The organism is Mycobacterium avium subsp. avium, from assembly GCF_009741445.1.
GTDB classification, from domain to species: domain Bacteria; phylum Actinomycetota; class Actinomycetes; order Mycobacteriales; family Mycobacteriaceae; genus Mycobacterium; species Mycobacterium avium.
On record NZ_CP046507.1, the window covers coordinates 2,397,378 to 2,417,464 of the forward strand.

At 67.4% G+C, this 20,087-nt stretch carries 20 protein-coding genes; 10 read left to right on the forward strand and 10 right to left on the reverse strand.

The genetic code is table 11. The features are described 5' to 3' along the window. Positions 1-73: 73 nt before the first annotated feature. The gene (locus MAA44156_RS11210; protein WP_009976412.1) at positions 74-619 is read right to left on the reverse strand and encodes a carboxymuconolactone decarboxylase family protein; all 546 of its coding nucleotides are present in this window, start codon (positions 617-619) and stop codon (positions 74-76) included. Beyond that, complete coding sequence (locus MAA44156_RS11215; protein ID WP_009976411.1) at positions 616-1,137, reverse strand: carboxymuconolactone decarboxylase family protein; 522 nt, start codon at positions 1,135-1,137, stop codon at positions 616-618. The genes MAA44156_RS11210 and MAA44156_RS11215 overlap by 4 nt, the downstream gene beginning before the upstream one ends. A 236-nt stretch (positions 1,138-1,373) precedes the next feature. Here MAA44156_RS11215 and MAA44156_RS11220 point away from each other — a divergent pair, with 236 nt between their 5' ends. After that, a complete protein-coding gene (locus tag MAA44156_RS11220) occupies positions 1,374-2,939 on the forward strand; it encodes a serine/threonine-protein kinase (RefSeq protein WP_029248458.1) in 1,566 nt (521 codons plus the stop codon). A gap of 146 nt (positions 2,940-3,085) precedes the next feature. On the opposite strand, the gene MAA44156_RS11225 is transcribed toward MAA44156_RS11220, so the two are convergent. The 3 genes from MAA44156_RS11225 to MAA44156_RS11235 form a co-directional block, all read right to left on the reverse strand. After that, on the reverse strand, positions 3,086-3,490 hold the full coding sequence (locus MAA44156_RS11225) for a type II toxin-antitoxin system VapC family toxin (protein ID WP_023879930.1): 405 nt from the start codon (positions 3,488-3,490) through the stop codon (positions 3,086-3,088). After that, positions 3,487-3,747: a type II toxin-antitoxin system Phd/YefM family antitoxin gene (locus MAA44156_RS11230; RefSeq protein WP_009976405.1), complete on the reverse strand. Its 261-nt coding sequence runs from the start codon at positions 3,745-3,747 to the stop codon at positions 3,487-3,489. Before MAA44156_RS11230 ends, MAA44156_RS11225 begins: the two co-directional genes overlap by 4 nt. A 180-nt stretch (positions 3,748-3,927) precedes the next feature. Then, positions 3,928-4,380, reverse strand: coding sequence for a VOC family protein (locus tag MAA44156_RS11235; RefSeq protein WP_029248457.1), 453 nt, complete (start codon positions 4,378-4,380; stop codon positions 3,928-3,930). Between the two features lie 165 nt (positions 4,381-4,545). Here MAA44156_RS11235 and MAA44156_RS11240 point away from each other — a divergent pair, with 165 nt between their 5' ends. Next, on the forward strand, positions 4,546-5,814 hold the full coding sequence (locus tag MAA44156_RS11240) for a cytochrome P450 (RefSeq protein ID WP_023884275.1): 1,269 nt from the start codon (positions 4,546-4,548) through the stop codon (positions 5,812-5,814). A gap of 201 nt (positions 5,815-6,015) precedes the next feature. Here the strand turns inward: MAA44156_RS11240 and MAA44156_RS11245 are convergent, their stop codons facing one another. After that, positions 6,016-7,476, reverse strand: a complete 1,461-nt coding sequence (locus MAA44156_RS11245) for a serine/threonine-protein kinase (RefSeq protein WP_009976402.1) — start codon at positions 7,474-7,476, stop codon at positions 6,016-6,018. Between the two features lie 194 nt (positions 7,477-7,670). Continuing rightward, entirely contained in the window at positions 7,671-8,333 is a 663-nt protein-coding gene (locus MAA44156_RS11250) for a TetR/AcrR family transcriptional regulator (RefSeq protein WP_009976400.1), read from the reverse strand. A 121-nt stretch (positions 8,334-8,454) separates the two neighbouring features. Between MAA44156_RS11250 and MAA44156_RS11255 the strand changes: the two genes are divergently transcribed. From MAA44156_RS11255 to MAA44156_RS11270, 4 genes are all read left to right on the forward strand, one after another. Further along, entirely contained in the window at positions 8,455-9,768 is a 1,314-nt protein-coding gene (locus tag MAA44156_RS11255; protein WP_009976398.1) for a cytochrome P450, read from the forward strand. 361 nt (positions 9,769-10,129) lie between these two features. After that, positions 10,130-11,797, forward strand: coding sequence for a nitrite/sulfite reductase (locus MAA44156_RS11260; protein ID WP_009976394.1), 1,668 nt, complete (start codon positions 10,130-10,132; stop codon positions 11,795-11,797). A 14-nt stretch (positions 11,798-11,811) separates the two neighbouring features. Next, positions 11,812-12,555, forward strand: coding sequence for a phosphoadenylyl-sulfate reductase (locus tag MAA44156_RS11265; RefSeq protein WP_009976393.1), 744 nt, complete (start codon positions 11,812-11,814; stop codon positions 12,553-12,555). Further along, the gene (locus tag MAA44156_RS11270; protein ID WP_009976392.1) at positions 12,552-13,268 is read left to right on the forward strand and encodes a sirohydrochlorin chelatase; all 717 of its coding nucleotides are present in this window, start codon (positions 12,552-12,554) and stop codon (positions 13,266-13,268) included. The genes MAA44156_RS11265 and MAA44156_RS11270 overlap by 4 nt, the downstream gene beginning before the upstream one ends. Position 13,269: 1 nt before the next feature. Here the strand turns inward: MAA44156_RS11270 and MAA44156_RS11275 are convergent, their stop codons facing one another. Then, positions 13,270-14,217, reverse strand: a complete 948-nt coding sequence (locus MAA44156_RS11275) for a LysR family transcriptional regulator (RefSeq protein WP_009976391.1) — start codon at positions 14,215-14,217, stop codon at positions 13,270-13,272. Between the two features lie 215 nt (positions 14,218-14,432). Between MAA44156_RS11275 and fdxA the strand changes: the two genes are divergently transcribed. After that, complete coding sequence (gene fdxA / locus MAA44156_RS11280) at positions 14,433-14,759, forward strand: ferredoxin (protein ID WP_009976389.1); 327 nt, start codon at positions 14,433-14,435, stop codon at positions 14,757-14,759. Between the two features lie 27 nt (positions 14,760-14,786). On the opposite strand, the gene MAA44156_RS11285 is transcribed toward fdxA, so the two are convergent. Next, positions 14,787-15,143 carry a type II toxin-antitoxin system HicB family antitoxin gene (locus MAA44156_RS11285; RefSeq protein ID WP_009976387.1) on the reverse strand — a complete coding sequence of 119 codons (357 nt, stop codon included), beginning with the start codon at positions 15,141-15,143 and terminating at the stop codon, positions 14,787-14,789. Between the two features lie 202 nt (positions 15,144-15,345). Here MAA44156_RS11285 and MAA44156_RS11290 point away from each other — a divergent pair, with 202 nt between their 5' ends. Further along, complete coding sequence (locus MAA44156_RS11290; RefSeq protein ID WP_009976385.1) at positions 15,346-16,638, forward strand: alpha/beta hydrolase; 1,293 nt, start codon at positions 15,346-15,348, stop codon at positions 16,636-16,638. On the opposite strand, the gene MAA44156_RS11295 is transcribed toward MAA44156_RS11290, so the two are convergent. Continuing rightward, a complete protein-coding gene (locus tag MAA44156_RS11295) occupies positions 16,619-17,053 on the reverse strand; it encodes a protease inhibitor I42 family protein (protein ID WP_003872412.1) in 435 nt (144 codons plus the stop codon). The genes MAA44156_RS11290 and MAA44156_RS11295 overlap by 20 nt on opposite strands. A 132-nt stretch (positions 17,054-17,185) precedes the next feature. On the opposite strand from MAA44156_RS11295, the gene MAA44156_RS11300 reads away from it, so the two are divergent. Together MAA44156_RS11300 and MAA44156_RS11305 are read left to right on the forward strand one after the other, a co-directional pair. Then, positions 17,186-18,796 carry a Na+/H+ antiporter gene (locus tag MAA44156_RS11300; protein ID WP_009976383.1) on the forward strand — a complete coding sequence of 537 codons (1,611 nt, stop codon included), beginning with the start codon at positions 17,186-17,188 and terminating at the stop codon, positions 18,794-18,796. A gap of 33 nt (positions 18,797-18,829) precedes the next feature. Next, positions 18,830-20,011, forward strand: coding sequence for an AAA family ATPase (locus tag MAA44156_RS11305; RefSeq protein WP_009976381.1), 1,182 nt, complete (start codon positions 18,830-18,832; stop codon positions 20,009-20,011). Positions 20,012-20,087: the final 76 nt, after the last annotated feature.

Genomic DNA, 20,087 nt, shown 5'->3' on the forward strand with positions numbered 1-20,087 from the left:
CCACATCATGCAGATTACGGGAGGCGTCCTCTCCCCTGAGGAGATTGGCGATCTCGGTGCCGCCGTGTTGGGCTCAGCTCGGCGGCGGTATGGGCAGCCGGGCGGTCTCGTCGAGGTCCACCTCGAGCGCATTGAGCATCAACGCCAGTCCCGCGTAGCGGTTGATCACCATCAGTGCCTCCACGGTGGCCTCGGCGCCGAGGGCGCGGTGCACGCGATCGAAGAGTGGTTGGGCGACCCGGCGGGTGGTGACCAGCTCGGTGGTCAGGTGCAGCACCGCCAGCTCGGTGGGGGTGAGATCGCCGGTCTGCCAACCGGTTTCGGAGATGACGGCGTCGATGGTGGCGGGGTCGAGGCCGACGGTTCGTGCCACGTCCCGGTGTTGGCCGAGCTCGTAGGCGCAGTCCATCGCCGATGCGGTGCGGAGGACGATGAGTTCGCGCAGCCGTCGGGGCAGCACCGGGCTGCTCAGCGCGGCGTCCCCGGCGACCATCCAGCTGGTGAACACCTTCTCGGCGTTGGCGAGTGTGCGGTAGACGTTGAGATTGCCTCGGCGGGCGGTCAATTCGCGGGCTCTGGCGGGCATCTCTTCGGGCCGGCGGTACGGGATGCGGGTCATGTCGCTGCGTCGATGTCGAGGTCCGTTGCATTGAGGACTAATGCCAGGCCGTAGTAGGTCGCGACGATCATCAGAAGTTCGGTGAGGGCCTCGTCGCCGAGCAGCGTGTGCACTTTGGCGAAGGAGGCGTCATCCAGGCGGTGGGTGGTGCACAGCTTGGTCACGGTGTCGATGACGGTGCGTTCCTCGTCGGTGAACCCTGCCGCGTCGAGGTCCGCCTTGTCTTGCAGGGCGTCGATCTGGTGGTCAGTCAGTCCCGCCGCGCGGCCGAAGACGACGTGCTGGGCGAGCTCGTAGGGCGAGTCTTGTAAGTGGGCCACTCGCAGGATGATCACTTCGCGCATCCGCGGGCTGAAGGTTTCGGTTCCGAAGAGTTGGCTGGCCATCTGCGACCAGGATTCGAAGATGTTGGGGGCGTTGGCGATCAGGCGGAGGACGTTGAGAGTGTCGGGGCGCTCCAAGAGTTGGCGGATCTGCTCGGGTTGCTCGTCGGCGTTCGCGAGGGGCAGTCGGGTCACTCCTGTTGCCTTTCCGCCGGTGCCGTCAGCTCGTTCACCGAAGGATACTGAATGCGATCATGCTCGGCGGGGCCGATTAACCGTAAGCCGCGGCAACGCACCTGGTGAAGCATCGACGCAACGATTTACGAGCGGCGCCTACACCCGTACAGATTCCGCGGTTCCTCCGGAAACTCCTGCGCGAGCTAGCTCCTGCGCCGGATACTGACCGAAGCGAAAGTCAGAGGAGGGGCACCATGAAGTCGCTGGTCGGCACATCGTTCGGCCAATACGAGATAAGGCGGCTGATCGGTAAAGGTGGCATGGGCGAGGTGTACGAGGCGTACGACACCAAAAAGGGCAGAGCCGTCGCGCTGAAGTTACTCACCGACAATTATGCCGACGATGAAAAGTTTCGTGAGCGATTTCTGCGCGAGTCGCGGGCAGCCGCAATTTTGCAGGAGCCTCACGTCATCCCGATCCATGATTGGGGTGAGATTAACGGTGTCCTGTACATCGACATGCGACTGGTCCAGGGTCAAACACTGCACGAAATGCTCAAGACGGGTTCACTTGAGCCGCGGCGGACCACCGACATAATTCGGCAGGTCGCATCGGCGTTGGACGCTGCCCATGCCGCAGGCCTCATTCACCGTGACGTGAAGCCCCAGAACATCATTGTCACGCCAGACGACTTCGCATACTTAGTCGACTTTGGCATCGCGGAAGCGAGAGGTGATACGCACCTGACCATGGCAGGGCACACAGTCGGCACCTTCGACTACATGGCGCCTGAACGATTCGGTGATGAGGAAACAACCTCAGCGGTGGATGTCTACGCGCTGGCATGCGTCCTTTACGAGGCACTCACGGGTGCGAAACCGTTTCCGGTTCACAGCGCGGAGCAGGCCATCCGCGCCCATCTGTCGTCACCGCCTCCGCGGCCGAGTGCCGTGAATCCGCACGTTCCGGCGTCGTTTGACGATGTCATTGCCCGCGGCATGGCTAAACATCCAGATGACCGCTATGGGAGTGCTGGGGCCTTAGGACGCGCGGCAAAGCGCGCGCTGGCTCCCGATCCGGCCACTTCGGCCGGCATCAATACACTGCTGGCGCCGCAATACGTCAGTGCGCCTTCTAGCTATCCGCCGTTCGCTGCCCAATATCCTTATCCCGCAACAGGTCCGGTAAGTGCTACCGACGCAGACCAAGGCGGCTCGAAGAAATTGATGGTGCTGACCATTGTTGGGGTCGCGGTGGCGCTCTTGGTCGGCGGCACCGGACTGGTCATTGGCCTTACCACACAACGAAATTCAAGCACCTCGGAGCCATCAACCTCACCGCTTGTTTCCTATACCAACCCCGTGCCTACCTATGAGACCGAGCCGCCTCCGTCAGGTACCGAGCCGGCCCGATTACCCAGCACGCCGACGTCGGCACCACAAGACGCCACACAGCAGCTACACCAGATCGCCAATGACGACCGCGCGTTTGTTCGCGCGCAACTCGCCGACCGCTGGGTTCCACAACTTAGCTCCAAACGTCCGGGTGTCGTAGACAACGGTGTTGTGTGGGACAACGCAATGACTCTCCGGGAGCACTTGCAGCTGAGGCAGCGGTATCCCAACGTAAAGTTGCTTTGGTCGGGTGATTGGTCGACTTTTTCCGGGCCGGACTTCTGGGTTACCGTTGCCGGCCTTACCTTCGCCGACTCCTCTGGCCCGTTGGCCTGGTGCAGGTTCCAAGGGTTTGACCGAGATCACTGCGCCGCCAAGCTCGTCAGCACGACGCATCCCGAAGCCGGAAGTACCGCTTACAACTAATTTGATGGTCCGACAGAAAAGCAGCGAGCGAAGAGTGAACTCAACTCCACCGCCATTCGCGTACCGGCGTGTGACTGGAACGCATTCGCCCCTGCGACTCTGCACCGCACGTGCTTGACCAGGTTGCGCACCTCGGAGACACACCTTCAAACCCGAATAATCGCCAGGTTCGCCGCGCCGTCGAGTGCGGCGAAGTCGTCATCCTGGGTGACAACGGGCAGTCCCCGCGATGCCGCGATCCCCGCGATCCACAGATCATTAGCCCGCATCCGCCGTCCAGCCTCGGCTAGGTGGATCCGCAACCTTGCCCACATGCGGGCCGCGTCGTCGTCGACTGGCAACATTTCCATATCCGCTATCGATTCCAGCGTTGCGAGGCGTTGCGCCCGAACGTCGGACGTCGTCGCGGCTAATACGCCGGCGTGAAGTTCGGCAAGGGTGATGACGGTGGTGGCTACCTCGTCGGGGATTCGCGCCTCGTCCAGGTGCCGTCCGCTTTCGGACGCGATGAACACCGAGGTGTCGAGCACCCCGGCCGGCCTTGCAGTCATCGGATCGGACCGAGGTCCTCAGTTGTGTCGCCTGCAAGGGTTGCGAGGTCTTGGCGTAGCCCGGGATCGGCTTGCGCGCGGCGCAAGCGCGACAGCAACTCCGCCTTGCTCAGCCACCGCCGTCGCTGCGGCCCCAGCGCGGTCAGCATCGCGACGGCTCGGCCGTTGACGGTGATGGTGACGTCCTCCCCTTCCCGCACGCGCCGCAGTACCCCCGCCGTATCGTTGCGCAGCTCGCGAGACGCCACTTCAGACATGCTACAAATGTAGCACAATTGTAGCCCTTCCGGGAGCGGCCAAGTTTGTCCTGCCCAAAGCCGCTCTGAGAGGACGTGTTTGGTGACGGGCGATCGCTTCGACCGAGCGCCGTCTCCATTACGAGACCATCTCATCCGGCACCGACAACATCGCCTTGTCGCCCGCATCCGGCCGACCGACTACGGCCTCGCCGGCAATGCCGCCAACCACCCGTCCGACAGCAACTCCAACAACTGCCCGTCCGGATCCCGGATCATCGCGGCGCCGTCGGACACGCTCCCGTCGACCACCGCTCCACCGAACTCGCGCACCCGGGCCAACACACCCGGCAGGTCGGACACCGAGAACGAGATGTGCGTCAGCCCGATCTGATCCATCGTCCGCTGCGAGCCGGCATGAACCCGGCGCTTGGAGTAGTCGATCAGCTCGAGCACTAGGCCGTGGCGCACCAGATACGTCGCATGCACGCCGAGCGGCTCGGGCAGCCCCACCAGCTGAGCGGTCCGATCGTCGGGCGGGTCAATCTCCCACCAAAACTGGAAACCCAGCAGGCCCTCGTAGAACCGGCGGGAGCGCTCCCGATCCGCCACGCATAACCCAACGTGATTAAAAACCGTGCGATGGCTCGTCATGGCAACCTTCCCGCAGCAAGTCGGACCGAACCGGCCCTGCCCGACGCCGCCCGGCGTCGAGGCCCCTACTGCAACCAGCTGGAACGCGTAATAATGCAAAAGATAAACCAATAGCGGCCCGCTTCCGCCGAATACGCAAATTACCTTCCGTTGGAGGGCTTTTCGATGGCCACACGTCCGAACGTCAGCCCCGACGCGATCGTCGACTTCGACCATCACTCCGACGCGTTCAACCTCAACGAACTGGCCGTCAACGCCGAACTGCGGCAACGATGTCCGGTCGCGTGGAACGAGAACTACGGCGGGTTCTGGTTCCTCAGCAGCTACGACGCCGTCAGCCAAACCGCCCGCAACGGCGACACTTTCGCCCACAAGTACGAGCCGAACGCCGCAGACGGCGTGGACTACCAGGGCGAGATGGGCGTCCCGCGACCCGAAGGCCAACCGGCCCTGGGCCTCGGCGAGGTCGACGGCCCCTACCACCAAGCGCTACGGCACGCGCTGGCCCCGTTCTTCTCCCCCGGCGCCGTCGAAAAGCTCAAGCCGTTCATGGAGCAATCCGCCCACTGGTTCCTCGACCAACAAATAACAACAGGGCAGATGGACCTGGTGCTCGACTACGCCAGCCCCGTTCCCGCCATCCTCACCATGAAGCTGATGGGCCTGCCCTACGACAACTGGCACCTGTACGCCAACCTGTTTCACGCCGTCATGGCCGTCTGCCAGGACAGCGACGAGTACGCCGCCGCGATTGCCAAGGTGCCGGCGATGATGCAAGAAGTCCTCGACTACGCCGCCAGCCGACGGGCGGATCCGGAAGAAGACCTGACCAGCTTCCTCATTCGATTCGAGTTCGACGGCCACCGCCTCACCGACGAGCAGCTGCTCAACATCCTGTGGAACCTGATCGGCGGCGGCGTCGACACCACCACCTCGCAGACCGCGCTGACCCTGCTGCACCTGGGCACCCACCCCAACCTCCGGCAGCAACTCATCGACCACCCCGAGCTCTACCGCACCGCCACCGACGAATTCCTGCGCTACTTCTCGGTCAACCAAACCCTCAGTCGCACAGTCACTCACGACGTTGTCCTGGCCGGCCAACGGCTGCGCAAGAACGACCGCGTCGTCATCAGCTGGCTGTCGGCCAACCACGACGAAAACGAATTCGACCGGCCCGACGAGATCATCCTCGACCGCGCACCCAACCGCCACGTCGCCTTCGGCCTGGGCCCGCACCGCTGCATCGGCTCCCACCTAGCGCGGCTGATGTCGGAGGTCATGGTCAGGGCGGTTCTTGACCGCATCCCGGACTACCAGGTCGACGTCGAAAACGTGCACCAATACCTGGGCAACCCCAGCATGACCGGCCTGGGCCAGCTGCCGGTCACCTTCGCACCCGGAAAGAGCCGCAAAACATTGCGGCCGTGGTGATCCCGTGCCCCTACACGCAACGGTCCCATTGGCCGCTTCGACAGGAGCGCTATCACATCCGCTAGCAGATTTGGGAGTGATCTCATGGTAGGCAAACCGGTACCCATGTGACCGATGATCCCCATGAGACTCTCGTAACACCCCCAAGAGCCGGCGCAAACGACCCGCCCCAACACGCGCCCCAAAAATGAACCGTGCCGATTATGACGCCGTCGCGTACTGCAGCACCGGCTCGGACGAATCGACGTGCCCGAAGCTGATGATCCGCAACCGATTCGGCCGCACCTCGTAGACGACGCCGTCGACCGGATTGGTGACGTCGAACCCGTCCTCCACCCGCTCGGCGTTGGACAGCTCGATGTGGGCGCCGTCGCGAATCCGCTCGCCGCGGTAATAGTAACTGCCGCTGAGGTTTTGACACACCACGGCCAGCGACTTGGCCGTGCGCACCACCGCGGCCGGCGGGTTGCCCGGGTCGCAGCGCGCCGTCTCGCCGATGAACCCCAGCCCGTCGGCGCCGGTCACCGGCCGCGACAGCGTCGGAGTCAGCGGTGGCGGCGGGGTCGTCGGGGGCGGGGGCGCCAACGCGCGCGTGGTCGGGGCCGGCGGCGGGGCCGAATTGTTGTGATGAGTCCCCACAACGGTTTTCACCGACAGCACCACCCCGGCGATCAACATCAGCACCGCCACCGCGGTCACCACCACGGGCAGCCGGCCCGCCGGCCCGCGCGGCGGTCGCTCGCCAACAGGGGGCGGCCCCAAGGTGTCGTCCGGGTCGTCGAACTGCGCCGGCGGCGCCGGCAACGGACGGGGCCCGCCGAGCCCGGCCGCCGCCGACACCGGCTCGTAGGCCGCGAACACCGCCTCGCTGGCCGCCCGGGCCAGTTCCCCGGCGGACGCGAATCGCGCGCTTCGCTGCTTGGCCATCCCCCGGGTGATGATGTCGTCGAACGCCCGGCCGACACCGCGGCGCATGATGCTGGGCCGTGGTGCCGGCGACAGCAGGTGCGCGCTCCTCAGCTCCCCCGGGTCGGCACCCTCGAATGGTGGCTGACCCGTGAGGCATTCGTAGAGCACACACGCCAGCGAGTAGATGTCGGTCTGCGGCCCGAGGCTTCCGGTGGTGAACCGTTCGGGCGCCATGTAGGTGCGCGAAAGCTTCTCGTCGCCGGCGGCCTGGGCCAGCCCGAAGTCGGCGAGATAGGTGAAGTGGTCGTGGGTCAGCAGGATGTTCTCCGGTTTGACGTCCAGGTGCATCAACCCGGCAGCGTGCGCGGCGTCCAGTGCGCGCGCCACCTGCCCGGTGATCGACGCCGCCCGCGACGGCTCCAGCCCGCCCTGCTCGCGCAGCAACTCCTTGAGGCTGCCCCCGTCGTCGACCAGCTGCATGTCGATGAACGGCACGCCGTCGATCTCGCCGAAGTCATGCAGCGGCAGCACGTGCGGCTCCTGCAGCCGCGTCACCGCCCGACACTCGCGCCAAAGACGTTGCCGGAAACCAGCATCCAACTCGCCCCGCAACAGCTTGAGCGCGACCAACCGGTCCTTGACCGTGTCGTAGGCGCGGTAGACCTCACCCACCGTCCCGGTGCCGATCAGCGATCGCAGCTCGTACGGCCCGAACCGGGCGCCGAGCCGCGACCCGCGGGACGAGGAGCTCACCAGAACTGTCCTTTCTCACCACTCTCACGACGGTTCAGCCCGCGAGTTCCCGAATCGGGCGTCGAGCTAACGTGGCCAACCTCACGCGTGTCGCTACCGCGGCGCCCCCGCGCGAGCCACGCCATCCCACCCTAGCCGCAACGACATTCGACATGGGCGGGCCAAGGCCGCCCAGTCCGGTGCCGTTGGGCCCATTAGCGAGGCCCGACCACCATCGGCATCAAATAGTTGCGCACGTAACTGCGGGTGTCGTCGACGGTGGCGAGGTTGATGCTGGTGTGCGGCGTGACGATGAACGACAGCGTCAGCCGGGTGTGCAGTTCCGCGACCGTGCGCAGGTGCCGCTCCTGGGACGGGGTGGTCTCCGTGCCGTAGAGCTCCCTGCGCAGCAGCCCGACGGTGTACTCGATGGCGTAGTCAAGGATGACGCCCGCGTCAACGGTCAGGCTGGGCAGGATCGTCTCGGGCTCGGTGCGCTGCAACTTCTTCAACAGCGCGTGTTCGCGCATGAAGGTCACCGAGAACACCGTGCTGTTGACCATGCGGTCCTCGAACGTCGCGCCCTGCGCCCAGGCCTGCGCGTCCCCCTCGAGGTAGCGGCGCGCCTCGGCCAGCACCACGGCGTCGACGAGCGCCGCCTTGGTCGGGAACCGCCGGTACAGGGTGGCGCGCCCGACGCCGCTGCGCCGGGCCACGTCCTCCATGGTGGTGCGGCGCATCCCGACGAGTTCGGCCTGTTCGAGGGTGGCGGCCAGAATTCGGGCGGTGATCTCGTCGGGGTTGTCGACCTGGGCGAGGACGACGGGGTCGGGTTCGGTGAGTCGTCGCACGAACTCCGCCGTTCGCGTCGCGGTCACGCATCCCTCCTTGCCCGCCGGCCGCGGCCGTCGTATCGTGACGAACAAGCCATCTGAGACATTTAGAGTTCCACTGTATCGCACGTCTCGTGACTGGCTCACGGTTTCGGAGGGATCGCCCATGCGTGTCCGGCTCGGCGCCCGGTGGATGGCCATGCACGGCCTGCCGCGGGCCTACTTCGCGGTCCAGGCCCGGCGCGGTGACCCGCTGGCGCGGCTGCTGCGCAGCGGAACGACGGGCGAGGACCGCTACGCGTTGATGGAACAGATCCGCGCCCGCGGGCCGCTGATGCGTGCACCCTTCGTGTGGGCCAGCGTCGACCACGCGGTATGCCGACAAGTGCTGCGCGACAAGCGCTTTGGCGTCACCTCACCCACCGAGATGGAGCTGCCGCGTCCGGTGCGGGCGCTGATCGCCAAGACCGACCCGGGCGTCGCCAACCCGGTGGAGCCGCCCGCCATGGTGATCGTGGATCCACCCGACCACACCCGCTACCGGCAACTGGTCGCGCAGAGCTTCACCCCGCGCGCCATCGAGGCACTGAACACCCGGGTCGCGCAGGTGACCATGGAGCTGATCGAGCGCATCGCGGCCACCCCGCAGCCCGATCTGATCGCGGACTTCGCGACCCGATTGCCGGTCGCCATCATCGCCGAAATCCTTGGCATGCCGCCCGATTCCTATCCGCGCATGCTGGCGTGGGGCCGCAGCGGCTCTCCGCTGCTGGACCTCGGCATCGACTGGAAGACCTACCGCGACGCCATCGACGGGCTGCGCGGCGTCGACGAGTACCTGCTCGCGCACTTCCACCAGCTGCGCGCCGACCCGCACAGCGACAATCCGTTCGGCCGGATGGCCGCCGACGGGTCGCTGACCGACCGCGAACTCACCGCCAACGCCGCGCTCATCGTCGGCGCCGGTTTCGAGACCACGGTGAACCTGATCGGCAACGGGATCGTGCTGCTGCTGCAACACCCCGAGCAGCTGGCGCTGCTGCACGACAATCCCGACCTGTGGCCCTCGGCCGTCGAGGAGATCCTGCGCATCGCCAGCCCGGTCCAGATGACCGCGCGCACCCCCTCCTGCGACGTCGACATCGCCGGCGCCCACATCGGCGCCGGCGAGATGGTCGGGCTGTTCCTCGGCGGCGCCAACCGCGACCCCAAAGTGTTTAGCGACCCAACCACTTTCGACGTCACCCGACCCAATGCGCGCGAGCACCTGGCGTTCGCCTCCGGCATCCACGCCTGCCTGGGCGCCGCCCTGGCCCGCATCGAGGGCGCCACCGCACTGCGCGCGCTCTTCGAGAACTTCCCCGATCTGCGGCTCACCGCTGCCCCGCAACGGCGGTCGCTGATCAACTTGCACGGATACACCCGGCTGCCGGCCCAACTCGGCGGCCGCAGAACGACTTCCACCACGATTCCGGTCTGACGTCCGGCCTGACCAAGGTTGCCAATCAGGCCGGAATTGCCAACCTCACGGCAGCGACCGGCCCCGCAATTCCCCTGGCCCGCAAAGTGATCGCCGTCACCCATCGTGAAGCGGCGCACACAACGTCCGGTTGTGCCCTCACAACATGCGACCTCTACTGACGCCGCCGCAAGTAGTGCACTATGGGAATCGCGACCCGTGGGTCCAACGACGAACTTGCGGGTGCCTAAAGCCCCAACATCATCGCGATGCCGCGGCCGACAGCCCATCCCGGCCCCGTAGCAGGCCGATCTGAGCCGCCGTCAGGAACGCCACCCCGGTGCGTCGCACACCGGGGAATGTTCGCGAAGGAGAACACCACATGACCACCGCACGTCCCGTCAAGACCCGCAACGAGGGTCAGTGGGCGCTGGGAGATCGCGAACCGCTCAACGACACCGAGAAGATCAAGCTGGCCGACGGACCACTGAACGTGCGCGAGCGCATCATCAACGTCTACGCCAAGCAGGGTTTCGACAGCATCGACAAGTCCGACCTGCGCGGCCGCTTTCGGTGGATGGGCCTGTACACCCAACGCGAGCAGGGCTACGACGGCAGCTGGACCGGTGACGACAACACCGACAAGATCGAAGCCAAGTACTTCATGATGCGGGTCCGCTCCGACGGCAAGGCGATGTCGGCGCACACCATGCGCACGCTCGGCCAGATCTCCACCGAATTCGCCCGCGACACCGCCGATATCAGCGACCGGGAAAACCTGCAGCTGCACTGGATTCGCATCGAGGACGTGCCCGAGATCTGGCGGCGGCTCGAGTCCGTCGGGCTGCAGACCACCGAGGCCTGCGGCGACTGCCCGCGCGGCATCCACGGCTCGCCGCTGGCCGGCGACTCGCTCGACGAGGTGCTCGATCCGTCGCCCGCGATCGAGGAGATCGTCCGTCGCTCCCTGAACAACCCCGAATACGCCAACCTGCCGCGCAAGTACAAAACCGCGGTCTCGGGCCTGCAGGACGTCTCGCACGAGACCCACGACGTCGCGTTCGTCGGCGTCGAGCACCCCGAGCACGGACCCGGCCTGGACCTGTGGGTGGGCGGCGGCCTGTCCACCAACCCGATGCTGGCCCAGCGGCTCGGCGTGTGGGTTCCGCTGGACGAGGTGCCCGACGTGTGGGAAGCCGTCACCCAGCTGTTCCGCGACTACGGCTACCGGCGGCTGCGCGCCAAGGCCCGGCTGAAGTTCCTGGTCAAGGACTGGGGCATAGAAAAGTTCCGTGAAATTCTCGAACAGGAGTACCTCAACCGGCGGTTGATCGATGGACCGGCGCCCGCGCCGGTCAAGCACACCATCGACCACGTCGGGGTGCAGAAGATCAAGAACGGGCTCAACGCCGTCGGCGTCGCCCCGATCGCCGGGCGCGTCTCGGGCACCACGCTGTCCGCGGTGGCCGACCTGATGGAACAGGTCGGCTCCGATCGGGCGCGCTGGACGCCGTTTCAGAAGCTGGTCATCCTCGACGTGCCCGACGACAAGGTCGACGAACTCGTCGCCGGCCTGGACGCGCTGGGCCTGCCGTCGCGGCCGTCGTCGTGGCGCAAGAACACCATGGCCTGCACCGGGATCGAGTTCTGCAAGCTGTCGTTCGCCGAAACCCGGGTGCGCACCCAGACTTTGGTGCCCGAGCTGGAGCGGCGCCTGGCCGACGTCGACGCCCAGCTCGACGCGCCGATCAGCGTCCACCTCAACGGATGCCCGAACTCGTGCGCCCGAATCCAGGTGGCCGACATCGGCTTCAAGGGCCAGTGGATCGACAACGGCGACGGCACATCGGTCGAGGGCTTCCAGGTTCACCTGGGCGGCGGCCTGGGCGAGCAGAGCGGCTTCGGCCGAAAACTGCGGCAGCACAAGGTCACCAGCGAAGAACTGGGCGACTACATCGACCGGGTGACGCGCAAGTACCTCGAGGGCCGCAACGACGGTGAGACGTTCGCGTCCTGGGCGCTGCGCGCCGACGAGGAAGAGCTGCGCTGAGGTCCGAGGTCAAAATGAGCGACGTGGCAACCGACTTCACCGAGGAACAGCTGCGCGAGCTGGCCGAGCGCGGCGCCTCGGAGCTGGAGGGCGCCAGCGCGATCGACATCCTGCGCTGGACCGACGAGCACTTCGGGCCCGTCGACGGGCCGCGCGGCTGGGCCACCTGCAAATACGTGGTGGCCTGCAACATGCAGGACGCGGTGATGGTGTCGCTGGCCTGCGACGTGCGCCCCGGTGTGCCGGTGTTGTTCCTGGACACCGGCTATCACTTCCCCGAGACCATCGGCACCCGCGACGCCGTCGAGGCCGTCTACGACATCCACCTGCTCAACGTCACACCCGAGCACACCGTGGCCGAGCAGGACGAGCTGCTGGGCAAGGACCTGTTCGCCCGGGACCCCAACGAATGCTGCCGGCTGCGCAAGGTGGAGCCGCTGCGCAGGGCGCTGCGCGGCTACGCGGCGTGGGTGAGTGGGCTGCGCCGGGTGGAGGCGCCCACCCGCGCCGACGCCCCGCTGATCAGCTTCGACGAGTCGTTCAAGGTGTTGAAGGTCAACCCGATCGCCGCCTGGACCGACGAGCAGGTCGACGAATACATCGAGCGCAACCGGGTTTTGGTCAACCCGCTGGTGCAGGAGGGCTACCCGTCGATCGGCTGCGCCCCGTGCACCGCCAAGCCGGCACCGGGCGAGGATCCGCGCAGCGGGCGTTGGCGGGGACGAAACAAGGTCGAATGCGGGTTACACGCCTCATGAGCACGCTGGTACTCACGGCACACGGCAGCCGCGATCCGCGGTCGGCCGCCAATGCCGAGGCCGTCGCCGATCGGCTTCGGCGGATGCGGCCCGGCCTCGACGTGCGGCTGGCCTTCCTCGAGCTCAACGCCCCGAACTTCGTCGACGTGCTGGCCGGGTTGCCGGACAGCCGGCGCGCCGTGGTCGCCCCGCTGCTGCTGGCCAGCGCCTACCACGCGCGGCTCGACATCCCCGAACAGATCGCCCGCGCCGGTGCGCACGGCATCCGGCAGGCCGACGTGTTGGGCGAGGACGACCGGTTGGTGGCGGTGCTGCGCGGGCGTCTGGCCGAGATCGGGGTTTCCCCGCTCGACGACGATCTCGGGGTGATGGTGGTGGCGATCGGTTCGTCGAACATCGCCGCCAACGCACGCACCGCCAAGGTTGCGTCCCGGTTGGCCGCCGGAACCCGATGGGCTTGCGCCACAACGGCCTTCGCGACCCGGCCCGAGGCGTCGGTGGCCCGCGCCGCCGACCAGTTGCGCCGTCGCGGCGCGCGCCGGCTGGTGATCGCACCGTGGTTTCTGGCGCCGGGATTCATCACCGACGGGGTGTCAACCTTCGCCCGGGACAACGGGATTCGCATGGCCGCCCCGCTGGGGGCGCACCGGCTGGTGGCCGAGACGGTGCTGGATCGTTACGACGAGGCGCTGTCGGCCGACGCTGCGGCCTGAGTCACTTCGATGCCGCCGTGCGGGCGATGATGTGGCTGAGCAGGTCGCGGATCGCCCCGGCGGGCGGGGTGCGCCCGCCGATCCAGATGGCCCGAAATTTGCGTCGCAGGTCCAACTTCGGGATCTCGACGGCATGCAGCCGGCCGACCGCCAGGTCGTCGGCCACCGCCAGCCGGCTCATGGCGGCCGGCCCCGCGCCGGCCAGCACGGCGGCGCGCATGGCCGCCGCGGACGTCAGTTCCAGCACCGGCGCGGCCTGCTGCATGTCCTCCCCGAGCACCTTGCGCAACGCTACCGTCAACGAATCGCGGATTCCCGAATGGGGTTCGCGGGCGACCAGGGGGGTCTGGGCAAGTTCGCGTGCGGTCACCACGCGGGAGCGGCGCGCCCACTTGTGGGTGGGCGGCACCACGATCACCAGCTCGTCCTCCCCCACTACACAGCTGCCCAAACCCTTTGGCGTGCCGGGGTTTTCGACGAATCCAAGATCGGCGCTGCCGTCGCGGACCGAGGCGATGGCGTGTTCGCTGTTGGTCGCGGTCAGGATCACCTGCGGCGCGGCCTCGCCGCGCCGGGTCGCCTCGGCCTGCAGCGACAGCAGCCAATGCGGCATCAGCTGTTCGGAGATCGTCTGACTGGCCGCCACCCGGATCCGCTCCCGGCCCTCCTTGCGCAGCGAGCCCAGGCCGGCGTCGATCTCGTGGGCGACCTCGAGCAGCCGGGCCGCCCAGTCGGCGACGATGAGGCCGGCCGGCGTCAATTGTGAACCGCGCGTGGTGCGCACCGCCAAGGTGACACCGATCTGGGCCTCCATGGTGGCCAGCCGCCGGGAGATCGCCTGCTGGGTCAGCCCGAGTTCGCGGGCGGCCCGGCCGAGGCTGCCCGTCTCGGCGATCGCCAAAAACGCCTCGAACGAGGCGAGTTCGGGCATCCTCGGGCTGAGCGGCATGGTCGCGGGCTCACAATCAAATCGTGTGACACAACTATAGCTTGTGACACCACAACGCTGGCACCTCTACTGCCGCCCGGCGTGGGCCGCCAGCATGGAAGACACGCGGCCGGCGCCCCGCGCGGCCGCCGCCGCGCTACATTAGCCAGCCTGAACCGAGTTGCTGCGGCCCCGCACCCGGCTGACCCCGCTCGCCAGAAGGAAGGACAACACTCGTGGCCTACGTGATCGCCGAGCCCTGCGTCGACATCAAAGACAAGGCATGCATCGAGGAGTGCCCGGTCGACTGCATCTACGAGGGCGCCCGGATGCTCTACATCCATCCCGACGAGTGCGTCGACTGCGGTGCCTGCGAGCCGGTGTGCCCGGTGGAGTCCATCTACTACGAGGACGACCTGCCGCCCGAGCACAGCCAATACCTGCAGATCAACGCCGATTTCTTCACCGAACTCGGCTCACCCGGCGGGGCCGCGAAGGTGGGGCTGACCGAAAACGACCCGGCCCCGGTGAAGAACCTGGAAAGCCGCGTCGACGCGTCGTAGCCCTTCGCTACGCGTCGTAGCTTTTCGCTAGTCGAATCCGGACAGCCCGAACGTCTCGCTCGGGCGTCGGCCAGACAGTTTCTGCACCACCCATTGGTTCATCGAGACCCTTTGTTCGGCGGCTTCCATGGCCAGCCGGCTGTGCAGTTCCGGGGACGTCCGGACGACGATGGTGCCGCTGTAGTACCGGTCGGCCATCGGCGTCGGCAGCGTTTCGCCGGAGGACTCAGCGCTGGCGATGTACCAGTCGACGGCCTCCTCGATCGCGCCCATCGCCTCCTGCGCCGTCGCACCCTGGCGGCGCACGTAGGGCAATTCGAGGCAGGTGCCGACGTATTCGCCGAGGTATGGCGACCAGGCGACTCGGTAGGTGTAGTGATTCACGCCGGGTTGATAGCACGGGCGCTGGCGGATTCGCGAGTCACTCATCCCCACCCGGAGAGCTCCGGACGTAGGCGGCCGGGTGGTCCCCGGGTCCCGACCTCGGCGGCCCGGCCGCCCCTCCCGACACCATGACGATTCGCCCAAATCCGCTAGCACCGGCGCTAGCGAATCCGGGCGTCACACCCCTACGTAAAGTGAGCCAATGCGCAAAGCTCGAATCGTCCACCTCATCCGGCAGATTGGGTCGCTGACGGCCAGCGCGGTGACCGCGGCGTCCACCCTCAACGCCTACCGGCCGCTGGCGCGCAAGGGGTACCCGTCGCTGTACGCCTGGATGTTCGGGCTCGTCGTCACCGAATTGCCGCTGCAGACGATGCTCAGCCAGCTCGGCGGGCTGGCCCTGACGGCACGTCGCCTGACCCGGCCGGTCCGCATCATCGCGTGGCTGGTCGCGGGCCTGTCGGCGCTCGGCCTGCTCAACCTGAGCCGGGCGGGCCACCGGGCCAATGTGCCGCTGACCGATGCGCTGGACAGCGAACTGGGCGCCGACCGGCTCACCGAGTCGGCGGACTTGTGGCGCCGGCCGACCGGCGCCGGCACCGCCAAAACACCGGGCCTGCTGCGGATGCTGCGCATCTACCGCGACTACGCCCACGACTCCAACATCAGCTACGGCGAATTCGGCAGCGCCAACCACCTGGACATCTGGCGCCGCCCCGACCTCGACCTCACCGGCAGGGCGCCGGTGCTCTTCCAGATCCCCGGCGGCGCCTGGACGACGGGAAACAAACGCGGACAAGCACATCCGTTGATGAGCCATCTCGCGGAACTGGGCTGGATCTGCGTGGCGATCAACTATCGGCACAGCCCGCGCAACACCTGGCCCGACCACATCGTCGACGTCAAGCGCGCCCTGGCCTGGGTCAAACAACACATCGCCGGCTACGGCGGCGATCCCGACTTCATCGCGATCACCGGCGGGTCGGCCGGCGGCCACCTCTCGTCGCTGGCCGCGCTCACCCCCAACGACCCGAAGTACCAGCCCGGCTTCGAAGACGCCGATACCCGGGTGCAGGCGGCGGTGCCGTTCTACGGCATCTACGACTTCACCCGCTTCGACGACAGCCTGCACCCGATGATGCCCGGACTGCTGATCAAGTCGATCATCAAACAACGGCCGTCGACGCACCTGGAGACGTTCGCCGCCGCCTCACCGATCACCCACGTAAACCCGGACGCACCACCGTTTTTCGTGCTGCACGGCCGCAACGACTCGTTGGCATACGTCGAGCAGGCCCGCGCGTTCGTCGAACGGCTGCGGCAAGTCAGCACCCAACCGGTGGTCTACGCCGAATTGCCGTTCACCCAACACGCTTTCGACATCTTCGGCTCGGTGCGCGCCGCGCACACCGCGGTGGCCGTCGAGCAGTTCCTCGCCGAGGTCTACTCGGCCCGCGATCGGCTGCCCGATCAGCTCATCGCACGGTCACGCTGAGGGTGTAGGTGCACGCCGGTTTGGCGTTCTTGTCCACGAAGCTGCTGTAGGACGTGGTGATGGTGGTGCTCCCCGGTTTCAGCGCCGCAAACGTCCACACCTCGGTGCCCGGCGCCCCTAGCGCGTCCGAAGTCGGTGGGACGAACTCGTGACTGGTCTGCTTGACGATCGCCGAATCGCCGATCTTCGCGTCGGGCGTCCACCGGTAGGGGGTGGTGTAGTTCGAACCCAGCTGCACGACCAGGGTGTTGCCGACGGCCAAGGTGATGTTCTGGCTGATGTCGCTCTGCGTCAGCACGTCGTTCATGGGGACCTGGAGGGTCTTGGTCGACGGCGGGTTGCGGGACTCGAAGTGACAGCCCAGCACCGTCGACAAGATGAGCGCGGCGACTGTTGCCAGCAGCCTGACCTTCACCAGATCCCCCTTCGATTCCGCTCCGCAGCCTAACCGGCCGTGACCCAGACCGAAGATAGGCGAAGAAGCGCCGGCCCATGACGTCGTGCGGCCCGCGCGGCCACCGTCGGTCCCGTCCGGCAGGATGGGCTGGTGTTCGGCCTCGTCCTGATCGTCGCCCTGGTGTCCACCGTCATCGTGGGCACGGTCATCGGCCGTCGCTACCGGGTGGGCCCGCCGGTGCTGCTCATCGTGCTCGGCGTGCTGCTGGGTCTGGTCCCGCAGTTCGGGCACGTGCGGATCGACGGCGAGATCGTGTTGCTGCTGTTCCTTCCCGCCATCCTGTACTGGGAAGGCCTGAACATCAGCTTCCGCGAGATCCGGGCCAACGCGCGCATCATCGTGTTCCTCAGCGTCGCGCTGGTCATCGCCACCGCGGTGGCGGTGTCGTGGACGGCGCGGGCGCTGGGCATGGATCCGCATGCGGCCGGAGTGCTGGGCGCGGTGCTCTCCCCCACCGACGCGGCCGCGGTGGCCGGGCTGGCCAAGAAGCTGCCCCGCCGCTCGCTGACGGTGTTGAAGGCCGAGAGTCTGATCAACGACGGCACCGCCCTGGTGTTGTTCGCGGTCAGCGTGCACGTCGCGATCGGCGCGCCGGCGATCAGCCCACCGGAGGTCACACTCCGGTTCATCGGCTCGTACCTGGGTGGGATCGCCGCGGGCCTGCTGGTCGGCGGCGCAGTGACGCTGGTGCGCAAGCGAATTGACGCGCCCCAGGAGGAGGGAGCGCTGAGTTTGGTGACGCCCTTCGCGGCGTTCCTGCTGGCGCAATCGGTCGAGTGCAGCGGGGTGGTCGCGGTGGTGGTGTCGGCCCTGGTGCTGGCCTACTCCGGGCCGGTGGTGATCCGGGCCCGCTCCCGGCTGCAGTCCTACGCCTTCTGGGACATCGCGACGTTCCTGCTCAACGGCTCGTTGTGGGTGTTCGTCGGTGTCCAGATCCCCGGTGCGCTGCGCGGCATCGCGGGCGTCGACGGCGGTGTGCGGCATGCCCTGTTCGTCGCGCTGGTGATCACCGGGGTGGTGATCGTGTCGCGCATCTTCTGGGGCGAATTCACCACCATGCTGATCCGGCTGATCGACCGCCGGGCGGTGCAACGCGAACGCCGGGTCGGCTGGCGGCAGCGCTTCGTCACCGCCTGGGCCGGATTCCGCGGGGCGGTGTCGCTGGCCGCGGCGGTGGCCGTGCCGATGACCACGCTGAGCGGCGCGCCGTTCCCGGATCGCAGCCTGCTGATCTTCATCGTCACCGTCGTCATCCTGGTGACCGTGCTGGTGCAGGGCAGCACGCTGCCCGCCGTGGTGCGCTGGGCGCGGCTGCCGGCGGACGTCGCGCACGCCGAGGAGCTGCAGCTGGCCCGCACCCGTGCCGCCCGCGCCGCCCTGGACGCCCTACCCGCGGTCGCCGACGAGGTCGGCGTCAGCGACGAGCTGCGCCGGCGGCTGCACAAGGAATACGAAGAGAAGGCCGCGCTGGTGCTGGCCACCGAGAACGGTTCGCCGGACAACCGGATCCTCAAGACCCGGGAGAAGGTCCGGCAGGTGCGGCTGGGGGTGCTCGAGCACAAGCGCCGCGAGGTCACCGCGCTGCGCAATCAGAACCGGATCGACGACACGGTGCTGCGGGAGCTGCAAAACGAGATGGATCTCGAGGAGGTGCAGCTGCTGGCCGCCGCGGCCGACGAGGACGACGGCGACACGGAATAGGGCCCGTCGGTGGCCGACCGTACAGTCGGCCTCATGCTGCACACCGTCGCGGTCCGGGGCTACCGCTCGCTGCGCGAGGTGGTTCTGCCGCTGGGCCGGCTGTCGGTGATCACCGGCGCCAACGGCACCGGCAAGTCGTCGCTGTATCGAGCACTGCGGTTGCTGGCGGATTGCGGCCGCGGCGAGGTGATCGGGTCGCTGGCCCGCGAGGGCGGCCTGCAATCGGTGCTGTGGGCCGGCCCCGAGCAGCCGGCCGGCGCGCGGCGCTCCGGGAAGACCGAGGGCACCGTGCGCACCCGGCCCGTATCCCTCGAATTGGGCTTCGCTGCAGACGATTTCGGTTATCTGGTGGATCTGGGCCTGCCGCAGTCGGCCGGGAAGTCGGTGTTCGCCCGCGATCCGGAGATCAAACGCGAAGTGCTGTTCGCCGGCCCGGTGCTGCGGCCCAGCACGACCCTGGTGCGACGGTCCCGCGGTTTCGCCGAGGCCAGCGCCGACTCCGGCAGCGGTTTCGACGAGCTGTCCCGGTCGCTGCCGTCGTATCACAGTGTGCTCGCCGAATACGCCCACCCGCAGGCGCTGCCCGAACTGGCGGCGGTGCGAGATCGGCTGCGCGGCTGGCGGTTCTACGACGGCTTCCGGGTCGACGCGGGGGCACCGGCGCGGCACCCGCAGGTGGGCACCCGCACCCCGGTGCTCGCCGACGACGGCAGCGACCTCGCCGCAGCGATCCAGACCATCCTCGAGTCGGGGTTCGACGACCTCGACCGGGCCGTCGCCGAGGCGTTCGACGGCGCCACCGTCTCGGTGGCCATCCACGACGGGTTGTTCGACCTTCAGCTGCGCCAGCGCGGCATGCTGCGCGCCCTGCGGTCGGCCGAATTATCCGACGGCACACTGCGTTTCCTGCTGTGGTCCGCCGCGCTGCTCAGCCCGCAACCGCCGTCGCTGATGGTGCTCAACGAGCCCGAGACCTCGCTGCACCCCGACCTGGTCGCCCCGCTGGCCTCGCTGATCCGCACCACCGCCGCCAGCACCCAGGTCGTCGTGGTCACCCACTCCCGCACGCTGCTGGAGTTTCTGGATACGGTTCCGTTGAGCGAGGGCGCCGACGGCGAAGCCGTCGAGATCGAGCTGTACAAGGACTGGGGCGAAACGCGCATCGGCGGGCAGACTTTGATGACGACGCCCCGCTGGGATTGGGGCACCCGGTAGTCGAGTGTGACGCCAGACCGCCGAGCAGCACCCCGCCAGGCGAAGTTCACCCAGTGTTCAGGCCCGCGTCGGGCCA

What these genes read in the sequence shown, in the direction of transcription:
- MAA44156_RS11240 (WP_023884275.1), top strand. Translation starts at nt 4,546, where the DNA reads ATGGCCACACGTCCGAACGTCAGCCCCGACGCGATCGTCGACTTCGAC.
- MAA44156_RS11290 (WP_009976385.1), top strand. Translation starts at nt 15,346, where the DNA reads ATGCGCAAAGCTCGAATCGTCCACCTCATCCGGCAGATTGGGTCGCTG.
- MAA44156_RS11220 (WP_029248458.1), top strand. Translation starts at nt 1,374, where the DNA reads ATGAAGTCGCTGGTCGGCACATCGTTCGGCCAATACGAGATAAGGCGG.
- MAA44156_RS11230 (WP_009976405.1), bottom strand. Translation starts at nt 3,747, where the DNA reads ATGTCTGAAGTGGCGTCTCGCGAGCTGCGCAACGATACGGCGGGGGTA.
- MAA44156_RS11255 (WP_009976398.1), top strand. Translation starts at nt 8,455, where the DNA reads ATGCGTGTCCGGCTCGGCGCCCGGTGGATGGCCATGCACGGCCTGCCG.
- MAA44156_RS11210 (WP_009976412.1), bottom strand. Translation starts at nt 619, where the DNA reads ATGACCCGCATCCCGTACCGCCGGCCCGAAGAGATGCCCGCCAGAGCC.
- MAA44156_RS11265 (WP_009976393.1), top strand. Translation starts at nt 11,812, where the DNA reads ATGAGCGACGTGGCAACCGACTTCACCGAGGAACAGCTGCGCGAGCTG.
- MAA44156_RS11305 (WP_009976381.1), top strand. Translation starts at nt 18,830, where the DNA reads ATGCTGCACACCGTCGCGGTCCGGGGCTACCGCTCGCTGCGCGAGGTG.
- MAA44156_RS11260 (WP_009976394.1), top strand. Translation starts at nt 10,130, where the DNA reads ATGACCACCGCACGTCCCGTCAAGACCCGCAACGAGGGTCAGTGGGCG.
- MAA44156_RS11235 (WP_029248457.1), bottom strand. Translation starts at nt 4,380, where the DNA reads ATGACGAGCCATCGCACGGTTTTTAATCACGTTGGGTTATGCGTGGCG.
- MAA44156_RS11225 (WP_023879930.1), bottom strand. Translation starts at nt 3,490, where the DNA reads ATGACTGCAAGGCCGGCCGGGGTGCTCGACACCTCGGTGTTCATCGCG.
- MAA44156_RS11270 (WP_009976392.1), top strand. Translation starts at nt 12,552, where the DNA reads ATGAGCACGCTGGTACTCACGGCACACGGCAGCCGCGATCCGCGGTCG.
- MAA44156_RS11275 (WP_009976391.1), bottom strand. Translation starts at nt 14,217, where the DNA reads ATGCCGCTCAGCCCGAGGATGCCCGAACTCGCCTCGTTCGAGGCGTTT.